Raw genomic sequence first — 17,877 nt, forward strand, 5'->3', positions numbered from 1 at the left:
CAACAACCGCAGTCGGCAAGCCAATCCATTATGCCTTGAATCAATGGGAAAAACTGATCCGCTATGTTGAAAACGGTCACCTGGATATTGATAACAATCGTGCCGAACGTGCGGTTAAACCATTTGTTATCGGGAGAAAGAATTGGATGTTCAGTAATACACGCAATGGTGCACAAGCCAGTGCGGTACTTTACAGCATAGTCCAAACAGCCAAAGCAAACGGATTGGTGCCATATGACTACATCAGTCATTGCCTTGAGCATCTTATCCATGCTCCTGAAAACTTGGATGCCATTCTGCCCTGGAATGTAAAACTGGGCTAGGTGTATTTGCCCAGTCGTTTACGAAGTAGGTGGTATTGCAACGATGATAATTTCAGCGCCACCTTAAAGCAGAAAACAAGTTAAGATATATGTCTAGCATCCTGTTGCCACGTTATTGTTAGTTATTTTTGCCTACCCATATTAATTAAAAGTCACACAAAAATAGATGTACTGTTTCGCGATATTGACTCTCATGTACAGACTAAAGGTGTAGCTAAAACTATTCTAAAATTCAGTTATTCAAATACCTCATCTATAAAAGCAGAATGAGAATATTATGGATATGACAATGCTGAAACCTATTTTATGATCAAAAGTGACTTTGTCACCTGGGATACGTAAGGTTTTTGTTCTATCTTTAGCTGTCTTTGATAAAATTTACAGATTAAAATCTCTGAAAATAGCCTGATATTTAAATTGATATCTATAGTTAAAACTCCTGACTTCTGCATTAAAGTCAATAACCTTTTCATAAATCATATTTTTATTTTTTTTATGAGTTGAAATTGCCTCGTTAAAGTCGAAATTGTAAACCAAAATAGGATTAACAGTTTGATACATAGGTGTTGCTTGTGCTTTTTCAGTAGAAAACATGAAAATAAGAACTAAAAAACTAAAAACAGCTGAAATTCGCATAAAACCCTTAAAAATGAAATGCTTTGGTTAAATAGCAAGCTCTGAGTTGAGCTTTATATAATAATTGGGAACAATATCTAAGTTTTGATTTTTAATCAATCTGAAAGTGAAAAATATAGCATTAATTTAAAAAATATAGCTGCAATACAAGGTTTCAATAATTTATTCATTTATGTGATAAATGAATAAATTTGTAAATTTAATTTTGATGTTGTGGCTACAGCAATGAAAAAAAACGATTTTTCAGTGAGATAAAGAAAAAACACAATGTTTTCACAATGTTTTTTCAGTTTGAACTGTGTACATTAGGTCTTGTCATATGAAGGACAGGTTCTTAAGAACACTATTCAGCTTTATGATTATCATGAAACATCCCTACGTTTTAAGCTCCTTAGTGCCCCTTTGGAGCTTTTTCTTTTTTGTAGTAAATTTAAGTATAGAGTGAATTGATTTTATTACCATAGGTTTTCTACCTACTTTTGGTACAGCTCTAGAGGGAGATTATCTGGATCGCTAAAAAAAGTATAGTGTTTTCCTGTGTATTCATCTAACCGAACTTCTTCAACGTCAATATCTTTTGACTTTAAATACGTTACCACCTCTTCTATATTTTCAACTGAAAAAGCCAGATGTCTTAAACCTCGCGCTTCGGGGTAACTTGGTCTTGGAGGTGAATTAGTAAAAGAGAAAATTTCAAGCTGGCATCCGTCTGGTAATTGTAGGTCTAACTTATAAGAGTCTCGTTCTTTTCGGTAGTGCTCGGCAATTATTGGCAAGCCTAAAACTTGATGATAAAAACTCTTTGACTTCTCATAATCTGAACAAATAATTGCTGCGTGATGTATACCTTTTAATAATTCATTTTTTATCATGTCATTCCTAATATTGCTTTGAGCTTGTCAGTATTTTATGGGGGTGTTCAATTTTGGTTGCTGCTTATGATGTTTATCAGTATTTTTTAAGTTATATAATAACCCATTTAAGCACCTATCAAAACTTGGAAAGTTCGACTCGGTATAGTCTGCTGTGTAAAGAGTAAATAATCTTAATTGGAGCGTTATCTTATCAGTGATAGCTAAAATAACGCGCTTTAATAGTCGGAAGCGGAATATGGATTATCGTGATAATCGATTGGAAATTTCTTTCAACCGGATCAACTGTTGTATGAAAAGTGGGAGGGCTACAATTAATTCTATATATTGAAAGACGTAAATCATTAAGGAAAAAACCAAACCGTAGTCAACTACGCCCATCCCGATTGCACTCACTGGTGTATAAAGAAGCAAAGCGATTACACCCAGCCAGATAATGAAGTAGTTAATTGTTTCGAGATCGCTGAGTTTAATATTCCATTTCATCAGGTTCTTAAAATGTAATTTAATAACACCCATATCATTTTGTTCAAGCGTTTTTACTTGATTCTCTAACTCTTCATTATAATTGGCATTGAGCTGATAATTAAACCGACCCGTGATTAGATAAACAAATGAAACGAGTAATGCCAGGCTAAAACACGCATAAAATACATTAACATTCATTGTTACCACGATAAACAATGTACCTATGATGCCAATAAAAACATTAATCACTTCAGGCATTGAATTTTCTAAAAACTCTACAAGTTCAGTTAGTAAACTGGTTCGAGCTGAGATCGTTGAAACAGTTTGTTGTTTGGTTTTTTCTTTCTCAACTCTTTCTGTGGCAACTTGTTGATAAATTTTTGAGTAAGTCCGCGTATCATAAAGCCGTCTTGCACTTCCAATAATAAGACTTGAGAATCCCAAAGCTGCAAGCCAATAAAGTCCATTCAATTGGTTATCCAAAAGGTCATTGATCGCCCAACCAATGAACAGCGGGAATAGGATCCCCAAAACCGATTCAATCAGAACTAGAATAAAGGTGACCGAAATTTGGCTTTTAAATCTTTTAAAGATCTGTACTAATGAAATGCCATTATCTGAATTGTTACAGTCTAAATCTTTCTTTATACTGATTGACTCATTCATCATTGTCATACCTCAATTTTATTTATGTCTACACACTATGTATTAAAAGTTAGTTTTGTGATTTCTTTCTCAAAAGTTGAATTACCTGCAAAGATGTATAAAACAAATTCAACAAGGTAAATAATTTTGATGAGGGTATTTTTCATGTCACTCATTATTAGTACTGACGCAACTTGTGTTACACATGCGTATCATACTTGACTCTTTTTTATTATACAAACTTGTGTCATAGTTGTTTTTCAGAATTGCTTTAAGGCGTTTTATTTCGTTAATATTTAAAGTGATTAAGCTAGGGATACCTGATTTCATTTTAGCAATTTAACTGAAAAGAGTTGTTTGAAGAACCTGATAATAATATTGCTAAATACTTTCTCAGGCTGGTAGTGAAATATAGGTGAAGCTAATTTACTATTGCGATGTTATTTGGTTTTATTCTCTTTTTCTAATTGGATAATATCTTTTTCAATAGACATTGTTTCCATTAATAATATGTCATGTTTGACATTTAAATCCCAAATTACATGGATGTCTTTAGGCAGTACTTTTTCTTTTTTGAATTCATTATTGTGCAAAGAAAAAGACCACAAGGAATTATCACTTAATGCCTTGATATGAAGATATAATATATCTTCTTTTATGACCGAATTAACGATACGACCTTTTACCTTAAGCAAAGTTTCTTTATATGTTTTTACTATGGTTTTTAATAGGTTAAATTAAAATATCAAAAATAAGATAGATAAGTTATCAAGTATTCGAATCTTTAAAATATCTTTTAATAATAGTGCGTAATGTAGCTCATATTGCTGGTGATTTTACGCAATGAATTTCAAATTTAATACAAATAATGTGCTCAAAATATATAACCTCCCCTCATGTAAAAGTAAGTTTTTCTAATATCAATATCGTATTGTTTTGCAGAGGTCATTTAAGGGTTTAAAGTTTGAACTTAGATGGCCAAATGATGTGTTTATTCTCTATTTTTAGTGCCCAGTATTTTATTGGTCAATGTATTCAAATTGTTAAAGTTAAACTCGCAATGTAATGGTTAATATTTTGTTAATTTATTGTTCAGTTTGAGTTCATGTTTTAGAGGTTATTGTGTATGCAAACCAAAAAAAGGAATAAAACAAATGAAAAATTATAATACTATTAAAAATGTAATATCGGGTTCTATTTTAGTAACTATGCTTGGTTTATCTGGTGCTGCTTTTTCTAAAGATAAAATTAAAACTGATGTGAAGGTATCAAAAAACACATCAATTGGAGTGATAAAACCTCAGAAAAAAGATAAACGTACTCATACTGATAAGGAAATAAAAAAGCATAAGGAAAGTATGTCAGGTAAGAGTACTGTAGGTGTAAAACATACATTTTAGTTTTAATTGAACCGCCTCTTTAGGCGGTTTTTTGTTTTGAATCTGCCATATCCATAACAATTAAGCACGTCTAATAATACAACTGCTGTTGCACAATATTATTAAAATCAGTTTTTTAAGTTGATTCTACACGTTGCCAAATAAAGTCTACCGTAACGGGCTCAAATGGAGACTTAACAAACTCTTCTTGGCATATTTTGTATATAGCATCATTTATCGGTGTTTTAATACCGTATTTTTTTGCGAGAGATAATACGTAGCCATTAATACTGTCGAGTTCACTAGTGCTACCCCCATTCACTATAATGTCTTGTGCCATACTTGATATCACCATTTTTTTCAGGTTTTTTAGATAAGGTTTTCGCGTGATAAAGCAAGGTAAAACTCTGGCTGCCGTTATTAATAGCCAACTTGGCATGCCACCAAGTTTACTTTCCTTAAAGCCTGCAGCTTTCATTACCTGAATACCTTCATAAGTCATGCTAGTGAGTAACTTTTGAAATGCGGTACTTTTTGATTGATCATTTTTGTGCAGTGCAACTAAGGTTGTTAAGGAGTTCGTCAGATTTATTACTATTTTGGAGTGAACCGCATCGTTTAAATTTGGATAATTGAATGTCTCTACGCCTTTATTGAAATCGGTGATAATCTTATTCATTTCAGTGACTGATACACCACCGTTATGACCAAGTGCTAAAGGGCCTTTTTTTTGATAACCGACCTTACCAAAGTCATCAACCCAAGCATTAAAACATACCACGCCATAAATAACGCTATCAAAGTATTGAGGTAAAATCTGTTGATTTTCAATGCCATTTTGTAATGCAACAACAGGTATTTCTTTACCAAATTTATTGACCAGTTGTTCACTGACACCAGCTAAACTATAATTTTTAATACACAGGACTATCACATCGGGTGTGGGCACTTCATCTAAATTTGAATATGCTTTTATTTTTGCATGGTAGTGCTTTTCAGGTTGTTCTCCTAAATAAACTGCCACACCATATTGGTTAATGTAATCACATGCTTTTTGTTTATCAAATAGGTTTACTTGTATATCAGCATTATTTAACCAAGCTGCAATTGTGGTACCAATAGCCCCTGCACCAAAAACGAGATAGCTCTTTTTATGTTTCATTTTTCTACCTTTTCATGGGCTAAATCAAAACAGGCGTTTATTGATGGGCTGTATCTAAATTGAAAAGCTTGCCCTTCTATTTTTAATGCTCTAAGTTGTTCAGCTTTAGGTCCTTGGCCAATTTTTATAGTGTCAGTACTATTTAGTGTTGTTTTTTTTAACAAACTGGCTATATTTTTGTTGATGCTAAACTGGCCTTTAAACTGAGTTGTGCTCGTTAATCTATTATTATCTAACATAGAAAATAAATTAGATTTAACATCAAAGTTTTGTGATGAACCATTCATCGGCACTTTTAACTCAAAATAGGGCTCCTCACTATTAACTGAGGTTTTTATGGTCGAAAATTGTCCGTCTTGTTCTATATCAACCTGCTCGGTATCTTTTGGTAACCCCCATAGTTTTCGACCTCGAATACGGTTTTCTAATGACGTTACTGGCATATTAAAAACATAATAGCCAAACTTTTTACTTTTATCGCCGAGTAACATGCTTAGCACGGGTATATTCATACCGCCATCTGTTATTACTGGAATGGTCATTGCAATTTCATTATAAGGTGCAACATTCATGACATGGCGATACTCATAGCAGGAAAAAATGACCAGCGATCGACCTTTAGTCATTTTCACTGGTTCCATACTTGGATCTGGCATCATTGCTTTAGCGGCTTGATAATCACAATGAAAAATAGCAATTGCGCAACTGGTATCGGCATAAAAAGTTGGAAAACGATAGTTTTTAGCAACTGAATTATTTAACTCTAAAGGTGTATCACGGTGGCGAAGATCAAAGCGTTTAAAGAAGTCATTGTTAAATTTGTCTTCGTTTGGCAGCAATTGCTCTGTTATTTTTAAGTTAGTATCCATGATCTACCCTTAGCATGTTAATGTATTTGGTATTAATGAATTTATTAGACTGGGTATGAGTCAAAATATAAATAGTAAAAATAGCCTATCGCCACTGAAATATGCTTTTGACGTGGCAATACTAAGTCTCTAAATATAGACATGCTTACCTAGTGGGAAATAAATATTGGTTTGAAATTATGAAAAACACAATGAATGGCATCGATGTCTGCATTACGCGACTTTATCATTTGGCTGGAAAAGGCATTGAAGGTTATCGTCGCCAGGCGTTAACTGAATTAGCACAAATTATAGATTTTGACGGTGCACTTTGGGGCACTGGGCATTTAAATTCTAGCGGTTTTCATAGTGTTGATGTACTTGGTGTGGACGAAAGTTATCCAATTGCTTTAGCTGAGAATAAAACGATAAACCCATTTTACGATGCGCTAAAGCGAATGCCGGGTTGTGTTGTTGAACTTTCAATGATTATGGATGATGAGACTTTTTATCAGAGTGAACTTTATCAAACGTTTTTTTCTCGATATGGTGTTGAGCGTGTAATGGGGCTGATATTAGAAGATGAATCTACAGGCATTGTCAGTTTGGTGAGTCTATACCGCTTTGCTCGTGAAAAAAACTTTAGTGATGATGATAAAAATATACTACAGCGTATGATGCATCATTTGGTGAATGCTGTTTCTCATGCATACTTTTTACATCTAGAGAGACAAAATGACGCGCCAAATAAAGCCGCTCTAGCAATATGTGATAAATATGGTTTGTTTTTTGAAGCTCAACCGCGTTTTATCGAAATATTACAACAATATTATCCGGATGATCCATTGGGACGTTTGCCTTTTGACTTACAAGAAAAAAAAGAAGTTTTAGTTCAACAGGGGCTGCATTTGGATAAAAAAGCTCTCGGTGATTTGTTTTGTATTTCGCTTTGGGAAGAAAGCCCTTTTGATCGATTAAGTATTAGAGAAAAAGAAGTTGTACAAGCGATCACTCGTGGACTTTCCTTTAAAGAGGCTGCTCGAGAATTAGGTGTTGCACCATCAACCGTTTCGAATCATCTTTATAAAGTTTATCGTAAGTTAAATATTTCTAGTCGCTCTGAATTGGCGTTGGTAGTTAATCCTCGTTAATATGTGACTACAATTATCTGTACTACAGGTGATAAACCATACTCACTTATCATCAGTCCACTTCAACTGATTCATAGACTAAGTTACCAAAATAAGACTTATATTTTCTGGGCAAAAAATATAAAAAATGCCTTACAAGAGCAAAGCATTTTAAATCAAAATAAAGTTAGGTATAACACGCGTTTTATAATTTTAATAATGATGCATAAGTTATAAAATAATTTTATTCCTGTGGGTATAGTCCGCAACCGTTACAAGCAGTAACTTCAATTAATAAACTTGTTTGTTGCTTAGGGTCATAAAGTTCAAAAGTTTCAACCGCGTCAAAAACTTTATCTTGTATACTTAAATTACTCGTATTTTCTAATATATCTTTTGCAACAAGTTTAACTTTTAAAAGAGAAGTTTGTTCTTCATTAAGGTCAATTCCATAGTTCCAATAGTACTGAACTTTTTGCTCTTCTACTTTTGCATTAAGTTCTTCTAATGTTGTTTTTGCAGAAACATTAAAATGACTTAATAAGGCAATACTTAAAAATAAAATTTTTTTCATTGGTGTACTATTCCAAATAGTAGATATAAATCACTCTAAAAAAACGTATGTTGAGTCATTAGAGTTTCCTGTAAAAGGGACTTTATGTTTTTTTGGTTAAATTTCAATAATAGTGATGTTTTTTACACTAGAATATTGATATGCAAAACCTTAACTGATGTAAGTAAAAACCATCTGATTGATATGTTTTTAAATATTTAGATCTCTTATTTATATTTTTAGACTTAACACTGAACTTTAATTAACGAGTTATTAGATACACAGGGGTTGTTGTGCAACCTGAATATGTTACGTTTAATGGACTACCTAACCTTGAACTTCCCTTCGTTTGATTGTTTTCAATAAGATGAAAGGAGGTCATTGATAATAAACTTTGAAATACGCTTCAGTTGTCAGATCATATTTTTACTAAGGTGTTTCGATAAGTAGTATTTAATTTGGTTTTAATATAAAGACAATTCATGAATATTATCTTTGCCATTTAGTAAGTGAATGTATGTGGCTGGATTTATGTTTTTTTAATCATATTTATTAAATAAATGTGAACTTTAATGGTTTTTAAATTTTAAAAGTGCTTAGGCTTAGTAAAAAATTGATTTGAAAAAGTGTTTCATTGACTCTTCTTAGTAAAAAACTGATCTCAAACTATGTGAAATTGCTTTATTTGCTGGTTTTTCGGTAAATAAAAGCCTTATTTTGACTGTTTTTCTCTTAAATTGTCTAAAATAGTGTGAATATTCTAGCTTGGTAAAATAGTGATCTCTAAAATTGTTACTCTTAGTTAAAAATTGATCTGTGATTTTTATGTTTTTATTTATCAATCAATTAAAGTGTGCTGTATGTTACTTGTAAATTATTGGAATACAAAAATACATATTGTAAATAGCATTGCATAAGGTACAACAGGCTGGCTTTGCCCATAGTTTTTAAGATGAATTTTAATATGATTATATTCAGTTCTAATAAATAACCTAAGAGATTAGGCCTTTCTTTATAGGCTAAGCGCTTTTTAATTTAAGTTTGCCTATTCATTTGTGCTGTTTTGGTTTTCTCAGTTGCCAGGTGGGGTTTTTAGCAATGTTTGTTAAATCGCATATGGCATAAATTCTATTTAATGTCAGAACATTATTTGGGTTGTTTTATGACTAAGTGAAACATGAGATTAGTTTGCATTTTATAAGGTTCATTTTTAATAAAAAAGGCTGCAAGAAGCAGCCTGAGTTGTGTTGAAGGAATTAAAATTAGAATTGATTCATAGTATTCTCTTTACCTGAAGCTTTAAGCGCCGCTTCGCCTGCAAAGTATTCTTTATGATCATCACCCATATCTGAGCCTGCCATGTTTTGATGTTTAACGCAGGCAATACCTTGGCGAATTTCTTTACGTTGCACGCCTTGAACATAAGCCAGCATCCCCTCATCACCAAAGTAACCCTTAGCGAGGTTATCTGTAGATAATGCAGCTGTATGGTAAGTAGGTAATGTAATTAAATGATGGAAAATACCAGCTTCTTTTGCTGCATCAGCTTGGAAGCTGCGAATTTTTTCATCGGCTAATTTTGATAACTCAGTAGTATCGTATTGTTCATTCATGAGTGAGTTACGATCATAAGCGGATACATCTTTGCCTTCATTTTTCATGCTATCAAATACTTGTTGACGAAAATTTAGCGTCCAGTTAAATGAGGGGGAATTGTTGTAAACTAATTTTGCATTAGGTACAACTTCGCGAATGGCATTTACCATTTCAGCAATTTGACCTATATGTGGTTTTTCAGTTTCAATCCATAATAAATCAGCGCCATTTTGTAATGAGGTAATACAATCTAAAATACAACGTTCTACACCCGTGCCTTTCTTAAACTGGTATAAGTTACTCGGTAAACGTTTAGGACGTACTAACTTGCCATCTTGTTTTATTACAACATCGCCATTGCCTAAATCATTTTCGGTTACTTCGTCGCAGTCTAAAAATGCATTATATTGGTCACCTAAATCCCCAGCTTCTTTAGTTACAGCTATCTGTTTCGTTAAACCGGCACCCAGTGAATCGGTACGGGCTACAATCACACCATTATCTATACCTAGTTCTAAAAAGGCATAACGAACAGCATTTATTTTTGCTAAAAAGTCTTCATGAGGTACAGTTACTTTTCCATCTTGGTGACCACATTGTTTTTCATCTGATACTTGGTTTTCAATTTGAATACAACATGCGCCAGCTTCAATCATTTGTTTAGCCATTAAATATGTTGCTTCTGCATTTCCAAATCCAGCATCAATATCAGCAATGATAGGAACAACATGTGTTACATAATTATCAATTGAATCTTGTACTTTAGTTGCTTCTTCTAAGTTGTTTTCTGCTTTTGCTGCATCTAATTGACGAAATAATCCGCCGAGCTCTCTTGCATCTGCTTGGCGTAAGAATGTATATAGCTCTTCAATTAAGCCTGCTACAGAGGTTTTTTCATGCATTGACTGATCTGGTAAAGGGCCAAATTCAGAGCGAAGTGCTGCAACCATCCAACCTGACAGATATAAATAGCGACGATCAGTGTTTTCAAAATGCTTTTTAATTGAAATCATTTTTTGCTGGCCAATAAATCCATGCCAACAACCTAGTGACTGTGTGTACTTAGAAGTATCTGCATCATAATTGTCCATATCAGAGCGCATGATATCAGCTGTATATTTAGCAATGTCTAACCCTGTTTTAAATCGATTTTGCGCTTTCATTCTTGCTGCATATTCAGGGTTTATCGCCTGCCAGTTATTACCTTTTACTTCACATAAGGTCGCTATGTGGTCGATATCTTGTCTGTAATTAGAAGTAGTGCCTGACATAATAATTTCCTTCTTGATACTTAATTTGTATCTTTTAATGCTGATTGTGAGAGATTGCTTCAAATGCTGGGGTGATGCTGAAGCTCTGGTATCAACAATAGGCTGATTTGTTATGATTTCGTTAATTTATAGTTTCTATCACTAACATTTTTTTGGTGAATGGCAAAAGTGAATTACTTTAACGCTTTTTGAATGAGTTAAGGTAAAGTAGTAAAAAAGAAGAATGATGCGTTTACAGAGGCCACTTAAGATGACAAATAGAATTTCACACTCAGGGTTGAAAATTGACTCAATATTATATGATTTTGTAAATCATCAAGCCTTAACTGATACAGGCATTAGTTCTGACGATTTTTGGCAGGCTTTTTCAAATATCATAAAAAAACTAACACCTAAAAATACAGCACTATTAAATAAAAGAGCGCAGTTACAAAAGCAAATAGATGCGTTTCATCAAAATAATAAAGCATGGAATAGTGAAAAATATCAGCAGTTTTTATCTGGTATCGGTTATTTGGTGCCTGATGAAGGTGATTTTATCATTAAGACGCTGAGTGTTGATAATGAAATTGCTAAACTTGCCGGACCGCAATTGGTGGTGCCGGTTAATAATGCAAGGTTTGCACTTAATGCTGCCAATGCACGTTGGGGTTCTTTATATGACGCCCTATACGGTACGGATGTGATTGCCCAAAAAAATGGTGCAGAAAAAACGTCGCAATATAATCAAGTACGTGGCTTAAAGGTAATTCAATATGCAAAAGACTTTTTAGATACTGCATTGCCGCTTAGTCGTGGCTCTCATCATAATTGTGAAAACTATGCCATCTTAGATGGAGAATTAGTGGCTAAACTTACAGACAATGTGCAAGTGAACTTAGAAAATAAAGCACAATTGATTGGCTACACGGGAACAAAACAAAACCCAAGCAGTATTTTATTGAAAAATAATGGTTTACATATAGATATTCAAATTGATGCGCAAAGCCTCATTGGCAGCTCTGATAAAGCAGGTATCAAAGATGTGGTATTAGAGTCGGCTTTAACAACCATTATGGATTGTGAAGATTCGGTTGCTGCCGTTGATGCTGAAGATAAAACTTTAGTTTACCAAAACTGGCTAGGTTTAATGCAAGGTACTTTAAGTGAAAGCTTTGAGAAGTCGGGCAAAGTGATGCAACGAACTTTAAATTCAGATCGTCATTATACTAACTTGAATGATCAACCCATGTTGTTAAAAGGTCGAAGTTTGATGTTTGTGCGTAATGTTGGTCATTTAATGACAAACCCTGCCATTTTAGACGAAAATGGAGCCGAAGTTTATGAAGGTATAATGGATGCAATGTTAACTTCTTTGTGTGCATTACACGATATAAAAGGCAGTCCTCCTTTTAAAAACTCAACAGCTCAAAGTATTAACATCGTTAAACCGAAAATGCATGGTCCTGAAGAAGTCGCCTTCACCTGTGAGTTATTTAGTGAAGTTGAAATGGCACTTAACTTAACCAAGAATACTTTAAAAATGGGCATTATGGATGAAGAACGCCGCACTACGGTTAATCTTAAAGAATGTATTCGCCAGGCTAAAGAACGCATTGTTTTTATCAATACAGGTTTTTTAGATAGAACTGGTGATGAAATACATACGTCTATGATGGCAGGTTTAATTATGCCTAAAGCCGATATTAAGTCTCAACCTTGGATCACTGCTTATGAAAATAGTAATGTTGAAATTGGTTTAGTAACAGGTTTGAGTCAAAAAGCGCAAATAGGTAAAGGTATGTGGGCAATGCCAGATGAAATGGCTGCGATGATGACACAAAAAATTGCTCACCTTGAGTCAGGTGCAAATACTGCATGGGTACCCTCGCCTACGGCTGCTACTTTACATGCATTACATTATCATCAAGTGAATGTCTTTGATGTACAAAAACTAATACTTGAACGTCAAAAAGCATCATTATCCGATATTTTAACACCGCCTTTAATGCAAGATGATGCTAATTTAACTTCTAAGCAAATTCAGGCTGAGTTAGATAATAATGCACAAGGTATTTTAGGTTATGTTGTACGTTGGATTGATCAAGGTGTCGGTTGTTCTAAAGTGCCAGATATTAATCATATTGGTTTAATGGAAGATAGAGCAACACTTAGGATTTCATCACAGCATATGGCCAATTGGTTACATCATGGTTTATGTGATGAGGTGCAAATTATTAGTACGATGAAACGCATGGCTAAAGTTGTTGACTTGCAAAATTCAAATGATAAAAGTTATATTAATATGGCTGATTCGGAACAAAGTTTTACTAACTCAATTGCATTTCAAGCTGCTTTGGAGCTTGTATTACAAGGAGTGAATCAACCAAATGGTTATACGGAACCTGTTTTACATAGAATGCGTTTAAAATTAAAGTCTATGGCTTTATAGCCGATAACTTTAATATCATTCCTTCGATGTTTGCCATTGCTAAATTTAGCAATGGCTTTTTTATATTAAGCAAGTGTAAAGGGGCTTTCCATTTTGAGAAGATATATTTAATAGTTTTTAACATCATCATTTTGTTGTTGAAATTAAAGTGCTATAACAAAGAAAAGAGAAGCTTTTAACTTTATAAAATATAGACTAAATGAATGTGATTAACAAAATGCTAAATAAGTTATTTGATTGATTTAAGAAATGGTGATTCATTTAAAAGCAGGTGAAGGGGCAAACCTGCTTTATGTCGAAAAGTTTATAAATCAACTCGAGCATATAATACTGATTATACGTACCAATGATTTAACATAAACATTCTCTTTATTGTTATTGAAAAGTATCTTTACAACGACATTCTGAATGGCCAAACCAAGACTTATTTGTATCTACGCCACCGGCAATTTGAGGCGTCATCGCTGCAGGCAAAGACTGTTTATCTTGTGAAAGATTTTTGATTTTCTTTTTATTTAGCTTAAGTTTCATACTACTACCTTATTAAAATTAATGTTTAAAGCAAAAAATATAATATAGTAAATTTTTAGTACTTATAGATAATTTTAAGACAGGTTAAGGTGATTTTAGGACACAAAGTCATTTTGTAAGTCGTCATACTTAAAGCTAATCTAAAATGGTCGTAACTGCCTGAAACTGCAGTAAGTATAAATCGGGACATCCCTGTCTCACGTCCGCTTAGCAGAAGCTGGCTTATTTAACTGATTAATATTAACAATATATTTAACTCCCCTTTGCTTATGCTTAATTTATCTATTTAAAGGCTTAAAAACTCGGACTAATCATTTAAAAATTCATTTATTATTACTCTCTATTATGAATAAACCTTAAATTTACTCAGTATTAATTGATCTTAGTAACTCAGCATGAAAATTTTAACGTAATAAATGGGAGTGTTGAATATAGTGCTCAAGATGGCTATTAACTTGAACTGAAATTGTAAAAATTACGAACGCTTTTTTCTATTTAAGCAGATGACTAAAGTTGTTTTTGCCAACACTTTGAAGTTATTTATTTTTTCTAAATAAATATAATCCAATAAGATGAATTTAAAGCATTAAAACTGTAAAGCCCATTTACAGTTTTAAATTCAGATAAAAAATAAATTTAATATACTCAGTATTCGCAATAAATTTAAAATTCATTCTTAATGAGGCTTTGCATTGGCTAAACTTATAGTGCAATAAATTAGCTCACCCTCCCCCCTTTTTATTTATCTAAATTTGTCATTCTGAACATATAAAATTGACTTCTTGGGAACATTCAACTTCACTATAATTAATTTAAGAAAAACATGCATATAACTTTAAAATTAATAGCAAAAACTTTTAGTACTAAGGATAAGTATCATGTCATCAGAGTTTACACCCTACGCTCAGTTTCCGGGCGGCGTAATTGCACAACCTCCTTGTCGAATGTTAAATGCCAATATGTACGGCTTTTTTGTCAAAGGCGATATTAATAAAATTCAAAACTATTTAGATGAAACTTTAGGTTTAGTAAAAGAGTATCACTTTAAGGCGATATCTCAATATTGCATGCTGACTTTTACGGATATTGAAAATATAAAACCCACAACAGAGCCTTGGGCTAGTCAAGGTTATTTTCAAGAAACTGATGTGATCATTTGGTTGCCAGTGGCAAAAATGCAAGATGATAAAATTAAACATATTTATTGGTACCCCGCTTTTATTTGTGTAAATAATATTTATGCATTAATTAATGGTAGAGAAACCTGGGGATTTAATAAATATTTGTGTGATTATGTTATGCCAGCCAAAGGGCAAAGCCCAGATTACTTTTCTATGACGGTAGATGCGTTTAAAACCTATTCTCCAGATACTAAAATGGCGTCATGTGAGCTATTTAATGTCAAAATGGTTGCAAAAGACACTGAAAGTGCAATTGAAAACTTTGTGGATTTAGTCAAAGAAGGAATGAAGTTGTTAGAAAGCGAAGTTAACTTTTTTGATATGGATTTTTCTGTTTATAAACAATTACTCAGTGGTTTTATTAATCCTAAAATTGATCAACTTTTATTTAAACAGTTACCAAACGGTGATGCTACAAATGCGGTTTATCAAAATGTTTTACATTCGCCATCTGTGATCCAAAAATTTCACTCTGGATGTCTTTATTTTCATGAATTTGAATTTACGTTAAATCAAGTTGATATGTTTCCTTTATCAGACATGTTTGGCATTAAAGTTGGCAGTCAAAGGCCTCTACTTCCCTTTAATATGCTATTTGATTTTAATCAAGAAGCGGCATTAAACCTTTAATAAAGTTAAGGCGAATAGAATGACTCGAGAAAAAATAGCAATTTTAGGTGGTGGTGTCTCAGCAATGACTGCGGCTTTTTACTTAACAGATCAAGATGATTGGCAAGATAAATATGATATAACCGTTTATCAAATGGGATGGCGCATTGGTGGTAAAGGGGCCAGTGGTCGCAACCCTGATTATGCACAACGCATTGAAGAGCATGGCTTACATATTTGGTTTGGGTTTTATGATAATGGCTTTAGTACGATTCAAAAAGCATATCAGTTATTAGAACGACCAGATGGTGCTCCTTTGCAAACATGGCAAGATGCATTTAAACCACATAGCTATATTGCATTGGAAGAATTTATTGAAAATAAATGGCAAACTTGGCCTATTGAATTTCCAACAAATGATCTGGTTCCAGGTCAAATGGGTGATGAGCTCGATATTTGGGACTTATTTCGAACGGCTTATATGTGGATAAAACATTTTTTATCTGAATTACGCAAAGAAGCGACAGAGCATAGGTTATTAGAAAAAGATGACGACGATGATGATGATTCTTGGTTAGAAAAGGTTGCCAGTTTTATAAAAGTTGAAAGTTTAGAACTTGTGGATGATGTTAAAGATTCTATTGAGCATTTAGAGACATTTCTTAAACAGCTTCCGAGTAAACTCCAAGATAGAAATCTAGAAGATCATAATGCCGTTAAATTTTTACTAAAAAGATTAAGACGTTGGATTATTAGTGAATTTAATGAGTTATTAGATGAAAATGATGAGATAAGGCGGTTATTTATTTCGGCCGATTTGGGCTTAACTATTTTAATAGGCATGTTAGAGGACGATGTATTTGAGCATGGTTTTAATGTCATTAATAATTATGATTACAAACAATGGCTACGTAAGAATGGTGCAAATGAAAAATATACCGTTAATTCTGCACCTGTAAGGGGTTTTTATGACTTGGTTTTTGCCTATGAACAGGGGGATTTTGAAAAACCAAATATTGAGGCGGGAACAATCATCCGTAGCATGATGCGCATTGCACTCAATTATAAAGGTGCCATTATGTGGAAAATGCAAGCGGGCATGGGAGATACTATATTCACACCATATTATCAAGCGCTTGAAGCCAGAGGTGTGAAATTTGAATATTTCAATAAAGTAGAAAATATTACAGCTGAACAAGGTAGCGTAGAGCAAATATTAATTACAGAGCAAGTGGCGCTTAAAACGGATATTACAAATTATGACCCATTAGTAAACGTTCCAGTGAAAGGCTATGACTTACCATTGGCATGTTGGCCTGATCGGCCTAATTATTCACAAATAAATACCGAACAAGCAGAGTTGTTACAGCAAAATAATATCAATCTTGAGTCTTTTTGGAGTAATTGGCCTCAAGTATATCAAAATCATTTTGGTCAGGCATTACCGCAAAAAATATTACAAAAAGGCATTGATTTTGACAAAGTTATTTTTGGCATTTCTGTTGGTTCTTTACCACATCTTTGTTCAGATCTTTTAGCACACAGCCCAGGTTTAAAAACAATGAGCGATAAAATTAAAACCGTTGTCACTCAGGCATATCAAATTTGGGGTGATAAAACTTTAGATGAGTTAGGTTGGGAATATACACCAGATACTGGTGAAGAACCTGTTTTAAGCGGTTTTGTTGAACCCTTTGATACCTGGGCTTCTATGGATCAACTAATTGATAAAGAAACTTGGCCTGTTGCACTTGAACCTAAAAACATTGCATATTTTTGTAGTGCTATGCCTATCAGTGTTTTTCCACCTAAGGAGGACCATCAATTTCCTGTAGAATGTAAATTAGCCGTAAAAAATAATGCGATAGGTAATCTAACAAACTCTATCTATAATTTATGGACTAAGGTTGCTGAACCAAGTGAGTTCGATTGGTCAATTTTAATTGATCCAGATAACCAACAGGGAATCGAGCGGTTTGATAGTCAATTTTGGCGAGCAAATATAGACCCATCTGAGCAATATGTCATGTCAGTTACAAATAGTAGCCAATACCGACTTGCAACAGATAATACAGGGTTCGATAATTTTTATATTACAGGAGATTGGATACAAACAGGCCTGAATATTGGCTGTGTTGAAGCTGCAACTATGGCTGGTATGCAAACATCTCAATCTATTTGCGGATACCCAAAATATATTTCTGGCGAAAAGGACTTTTAAGTCTATATTTGTTATATGCGA

General features: G+C 33.4%; 15 protein-coding genes. 6 read left to right on the forward strand and 9 right to left on the reverse strand.

What is annotated here, in order from left to right; genetic code table 11:
* Positions 1-323 (forward strand): IS66 family transposase (locus BM088_RS21385; protein WP_177207949.1); only part of this gene is annotated, 323 nt, incomplete at its 5' end.
* A 378-nt stretch (positions 324-701) separates the two neighbouring features.
* On the opposite strand, the gene BM088_RS21390 is transcribed toward BM088_RS21385, so the two are convergent.
* The 4 genes from BM088_RS21390 to BM088_RS21405 all read right to left on the reverse strand — a co-directional run bounded on the left by BM088_RS21390 (position 702) and on the right by BM088_RS21405 (position 3,639).
* Positions 702-959 carry a hypothetical protein gene (locus BM088_RS21390; protein WP_091989625.1) on the reverse strand — a complete coding sequence of 86 codons (258 nt, stop codon included), beginning with the start codon at positions 957-959 and terminating at the stop codon, positions 702-704.
* A gap of 473 nt (positions 960-1,432) precedes the next feature.
* Positions 1,433-1,831 carry an SMU1112c/YaeR family gloxylase I-like metalloprotein gene (gloA2, locus tag BM088_RS21395; protein ID WP_091989627.1) on the reverse strand — a complete coding sequence of 133 codons (399 nt, stop codon included), beginning with the start codon at positions 1,829-1,831 and terminating at the stop codon, positions 1,433-1,435.
* A 243-nt stretch (positions 1,832-2,074) separates the two neighbouring features.
* Positions 2,075-2,968: an ABC transporter six-transmembrane domain-containing protein gene (locus tag BM088_RS21400; RefSeq protein ID WP_177208126.1), complete on the reverse strand. Its 894-nt coding sequence runs from the start codon at positions 2,966-2,968 to the stop codon at positions 2,075-2,077.
* Between the two features lie 416 nt (positions 2,969-3,384).
* Positions 3,385-3,639, reverse strand: a complete 255-nt coding sequence (locus BM088_RS21405; protein ID WP_091989633.1) for a hypothetical protein — start codon at positions 3,637-3,639, stop codon at positions 3,385-3,387.
* Between the two features lie 459 nt (positions 3,640-4,098).
* Between BM088_RS21405 and BM088_RS21410 the strand changes: the two genes are divergently transcribed.
* A complete protein-coding gene (locus BM088_RS21410) occupies positions 4,099-4,344 on the forward strand; it encodes a hypothetical protein (RefSeq protein ID WP_091989636.1) in 246 nt (81 codons plus the stop codon).
* A gap of 115 nt (positions 4,345-4,459) precedes the next feature.
* On the opposite strand, the gene BM088_RS21415 is transcribed toward BM088_RS21410, so the two are convergent.
* Together BM088_RS21415 and BM088_RS21420 are read right to left on the reverse strand one after the other, a co-directional pair.
* The gene (locus BM088_RS21415) at positions 4,460-5,485 is read right to left on the reverse strand and encodes a ketopantoate reductase family protein (protein ID WP_091989639.1); all 1,026 of its coding nucleotides are present in this window, start codon (positions 5,483-5,485) and stop codon (positions 4,460-4,462) included.
* A complete protein-coding gene (locus tag BM088_RS21420) occupies positions 5,482-6,354 on the reverse strand; it encodes an acetoacetate decarboxylase family protein (RefSeq protein ID WP_091989642.1) in 873 nt (290 codons plus the stop codon). The genes BM088_RS21415 and BM088_RS21420 overlap by 4 nt, the downstream gene beginning before the upstream one ends.
* A 179-nt stretch (positions 6,355-6,533) precedes the next feature.
* On the opposite strand from BM088_RS21420, the gene BM088_RS21425 reads away from it, so the two are divergent.
* A complete protein-coding gene (locus BM088_RS21425) occupies positions 6,534-7,484 on the forward strand; it encodes a helix-turn-helix transcriptional regulator (RefSeq protein ID WP_091989645.1) in 951 nt (316 codons plus the stop codon).
* Between the two features lie 223 nt (positions 7,485-7,707).
* On the opposite strand, the gene BM088_RS21435 is transcribed toward BM088_RS21425, so the two are convergent.
* A complete protein-coding gene (locus BM088_RS21435; protein WP_091989651.1) occupies positions 7,708-8,037 on the reverse strand; it encodes a hypothetical protein in 330 nt (109 codons plus the stop codon).
* A gap of 1,241 nt (positions 8,038-9,278) precedes the next feature.
* Positions 9,279-10,883: an isocitrate lyase gene (locus BM088_RS21440; protein WP_091989653.1), complete on the reverse strand. Its 1,605-nt coding sequence runs from the start codon at positions 10,881-10,883 to the stop codon at positions 9,279-9,281.
* Positions 10,884-11,133: 250 nt separating this feature from the next.
* Between BM088_RS21440 and BM088_RS21445 the strand changes: the two genes are divergently transcribed.
* Positions 11,134-13,314 (forward strand): malate synthase G, encoded by a 2,181-nt coding sequence (locus BM088_RS21445; protein ID WP_091989699.1) that lies wholly within the window; start codon positions 11,134-11,136, stop codon positions 13,312-13,314.
* 375 nt (positions 13,315-13,689) lie between these two features.
* Here the strand turns inward: BM088_RS21445 and BM088_RS27345 are convergent, their stop codons facing one another.
* The gene (locus BM088_RS27345; protein WP_177208127.1) at positions 13,690-13,845 is read right to left on the reverse strand and encodes a hypothetical protein; all 156 of its coding nucleotides are present in this window, start codon (positions 13,843-13,845) and stop codon (positions 13,690-13,692) included.
* A gap of 878 nt (positions 13,846-14,723) precedes the next feature.
* On the opposite strand from BM088_RS27345, the gene BM088_RS21450 reads away from it, so the two are divergent.
* Positions 14,724-15,656 carry an acetoacetate decarboxylase family protein gene (locus BM088_RS21450; protein ID WP_091989656.1) on the forward strand — a complete coding sequence of 311 codons (933 nt, stop codon included), beginning with the start codon at positions 14,724-14,726 and terminating at the stop codon, positions 15,654-15,656.
* A 19-nt stretch (positions 15,657-15,675) separates the two neighbouring features.
* Positions 15,676-17,856, forward strand: coding sequence for an NAD(P)-binding protein (locus tag BM088_RS21455; protein ID WP_091989658.1), 2,181 nt, complete (start codon positions 15,676-15,678; stop codon positions 17,854-17,856).
* Positions 17,857-17,877 lie beyond the last annotated feature (21 nt).

It is taken from the genome of Pseudoalteromonas denitrificans DSM 6059 (genome assembly GCF_900112265.1).
GTDB classification, from domain to species: Bacteria; Pseudomonadota; Gammaproteobacteria; order Enterobacterales; family Alteromonadaceae; genus Pseudoalteromonas; species Pseudoalteromonas denitrificans.

Excerpts from the sequence above, each read along its gene's own strand:
- BM088_RS21390 (WP_091989625.1), bottom strand. The coding sequence starts at position 959 with ATGCGAATTTCAGCTGTTTTTAGTTTTTTAGTTCTTATTTTCATGTTT.
- gloA2 (WP_091989627.1), bottom strand. The coding sequence starts at position 1,831 with ATGATAAAAAATGAATTATTAAAAGGTATACATCACGCAGCAATTATT.
- BM088_RS21400 (WP_177208126.1), bottom strand. The coding sequence starts at position 2,968 with ATGATGAATGAGTCAATCAGTATAAAGAAAGATTTAGACTGTAACAAT.
- BM088_RS21410 (WP_091989636.1), top strand. The coding sequence starts at position 4,099 with ATGAAAAATTATAATACTATTAAAAATGTAATATCGGGTTCTATTTTA.
- BM088_RS21415 (WP_091989639.1), bottom strand. The coding sequence starts at position 5,485 with ATGAAACATAAAAAGAGCTATCTCGTTTTTGGTGCAGGGGCTATTGGT.
- BM088_RS21420 (WP_091989642.1), bottom strand. The coding sequence starts at position 6,354 with ATGGATACTAACTTAAAAATAACAGAGCAATTGCTGCCAAACGAAGAC.
- BM088_RS21425 (WP_091989645.1), top strand. The coding sequence starts at position 6,534 with ATGAAAAACACAATGAATGGCATCGATGTCTGCATTACGCGACTTTAT.
- BM088_RS21435 (WP_091989651.1), bottom strand. The coding sequence starts at position 8,037 with ATGAAAAAAATTTTATTTTTAAGTATTGCCTTATTAAGTCATTTTAAT.
- BM088_RS21440 (WP_091989653.1), bottom strand. The coding sequence starts at position 10,883 with ATGTCAGGCACTACTTCTAATTACAGACAAGATATCGACCACATAGCG.
- BM088_RS21445 (WP_091989699.1), top strand. The coding sequence starts at position 11,134 with ATGACAAATAGAATTTCACACTCAGGGTTGAAAATTGACTCAATATTA.
- BM088_RS27345 (WP_177208127.1), bottom strand. The coding sequence starts at position 13,845 with ATGAAACTTAAGCTAAATAAAAAGAAAATCAAAAATCTTTCACAAGAT.
- BM088_RS21450 (WP_091989656.1), top strand. The coding sequence starts at position 14,724 with ATGTCATCAGAGTTTACACCCTACGCTCAGTTTCCGGGCGGCGTAATT.
- BM088_RS21455 (WP_091989658.1), top strand. The coding sequence starts at position 15,676 with ATGACTCGAGAAAAAATAGCAATTTTAGGTGGTGGTGTCTCAGCAATG.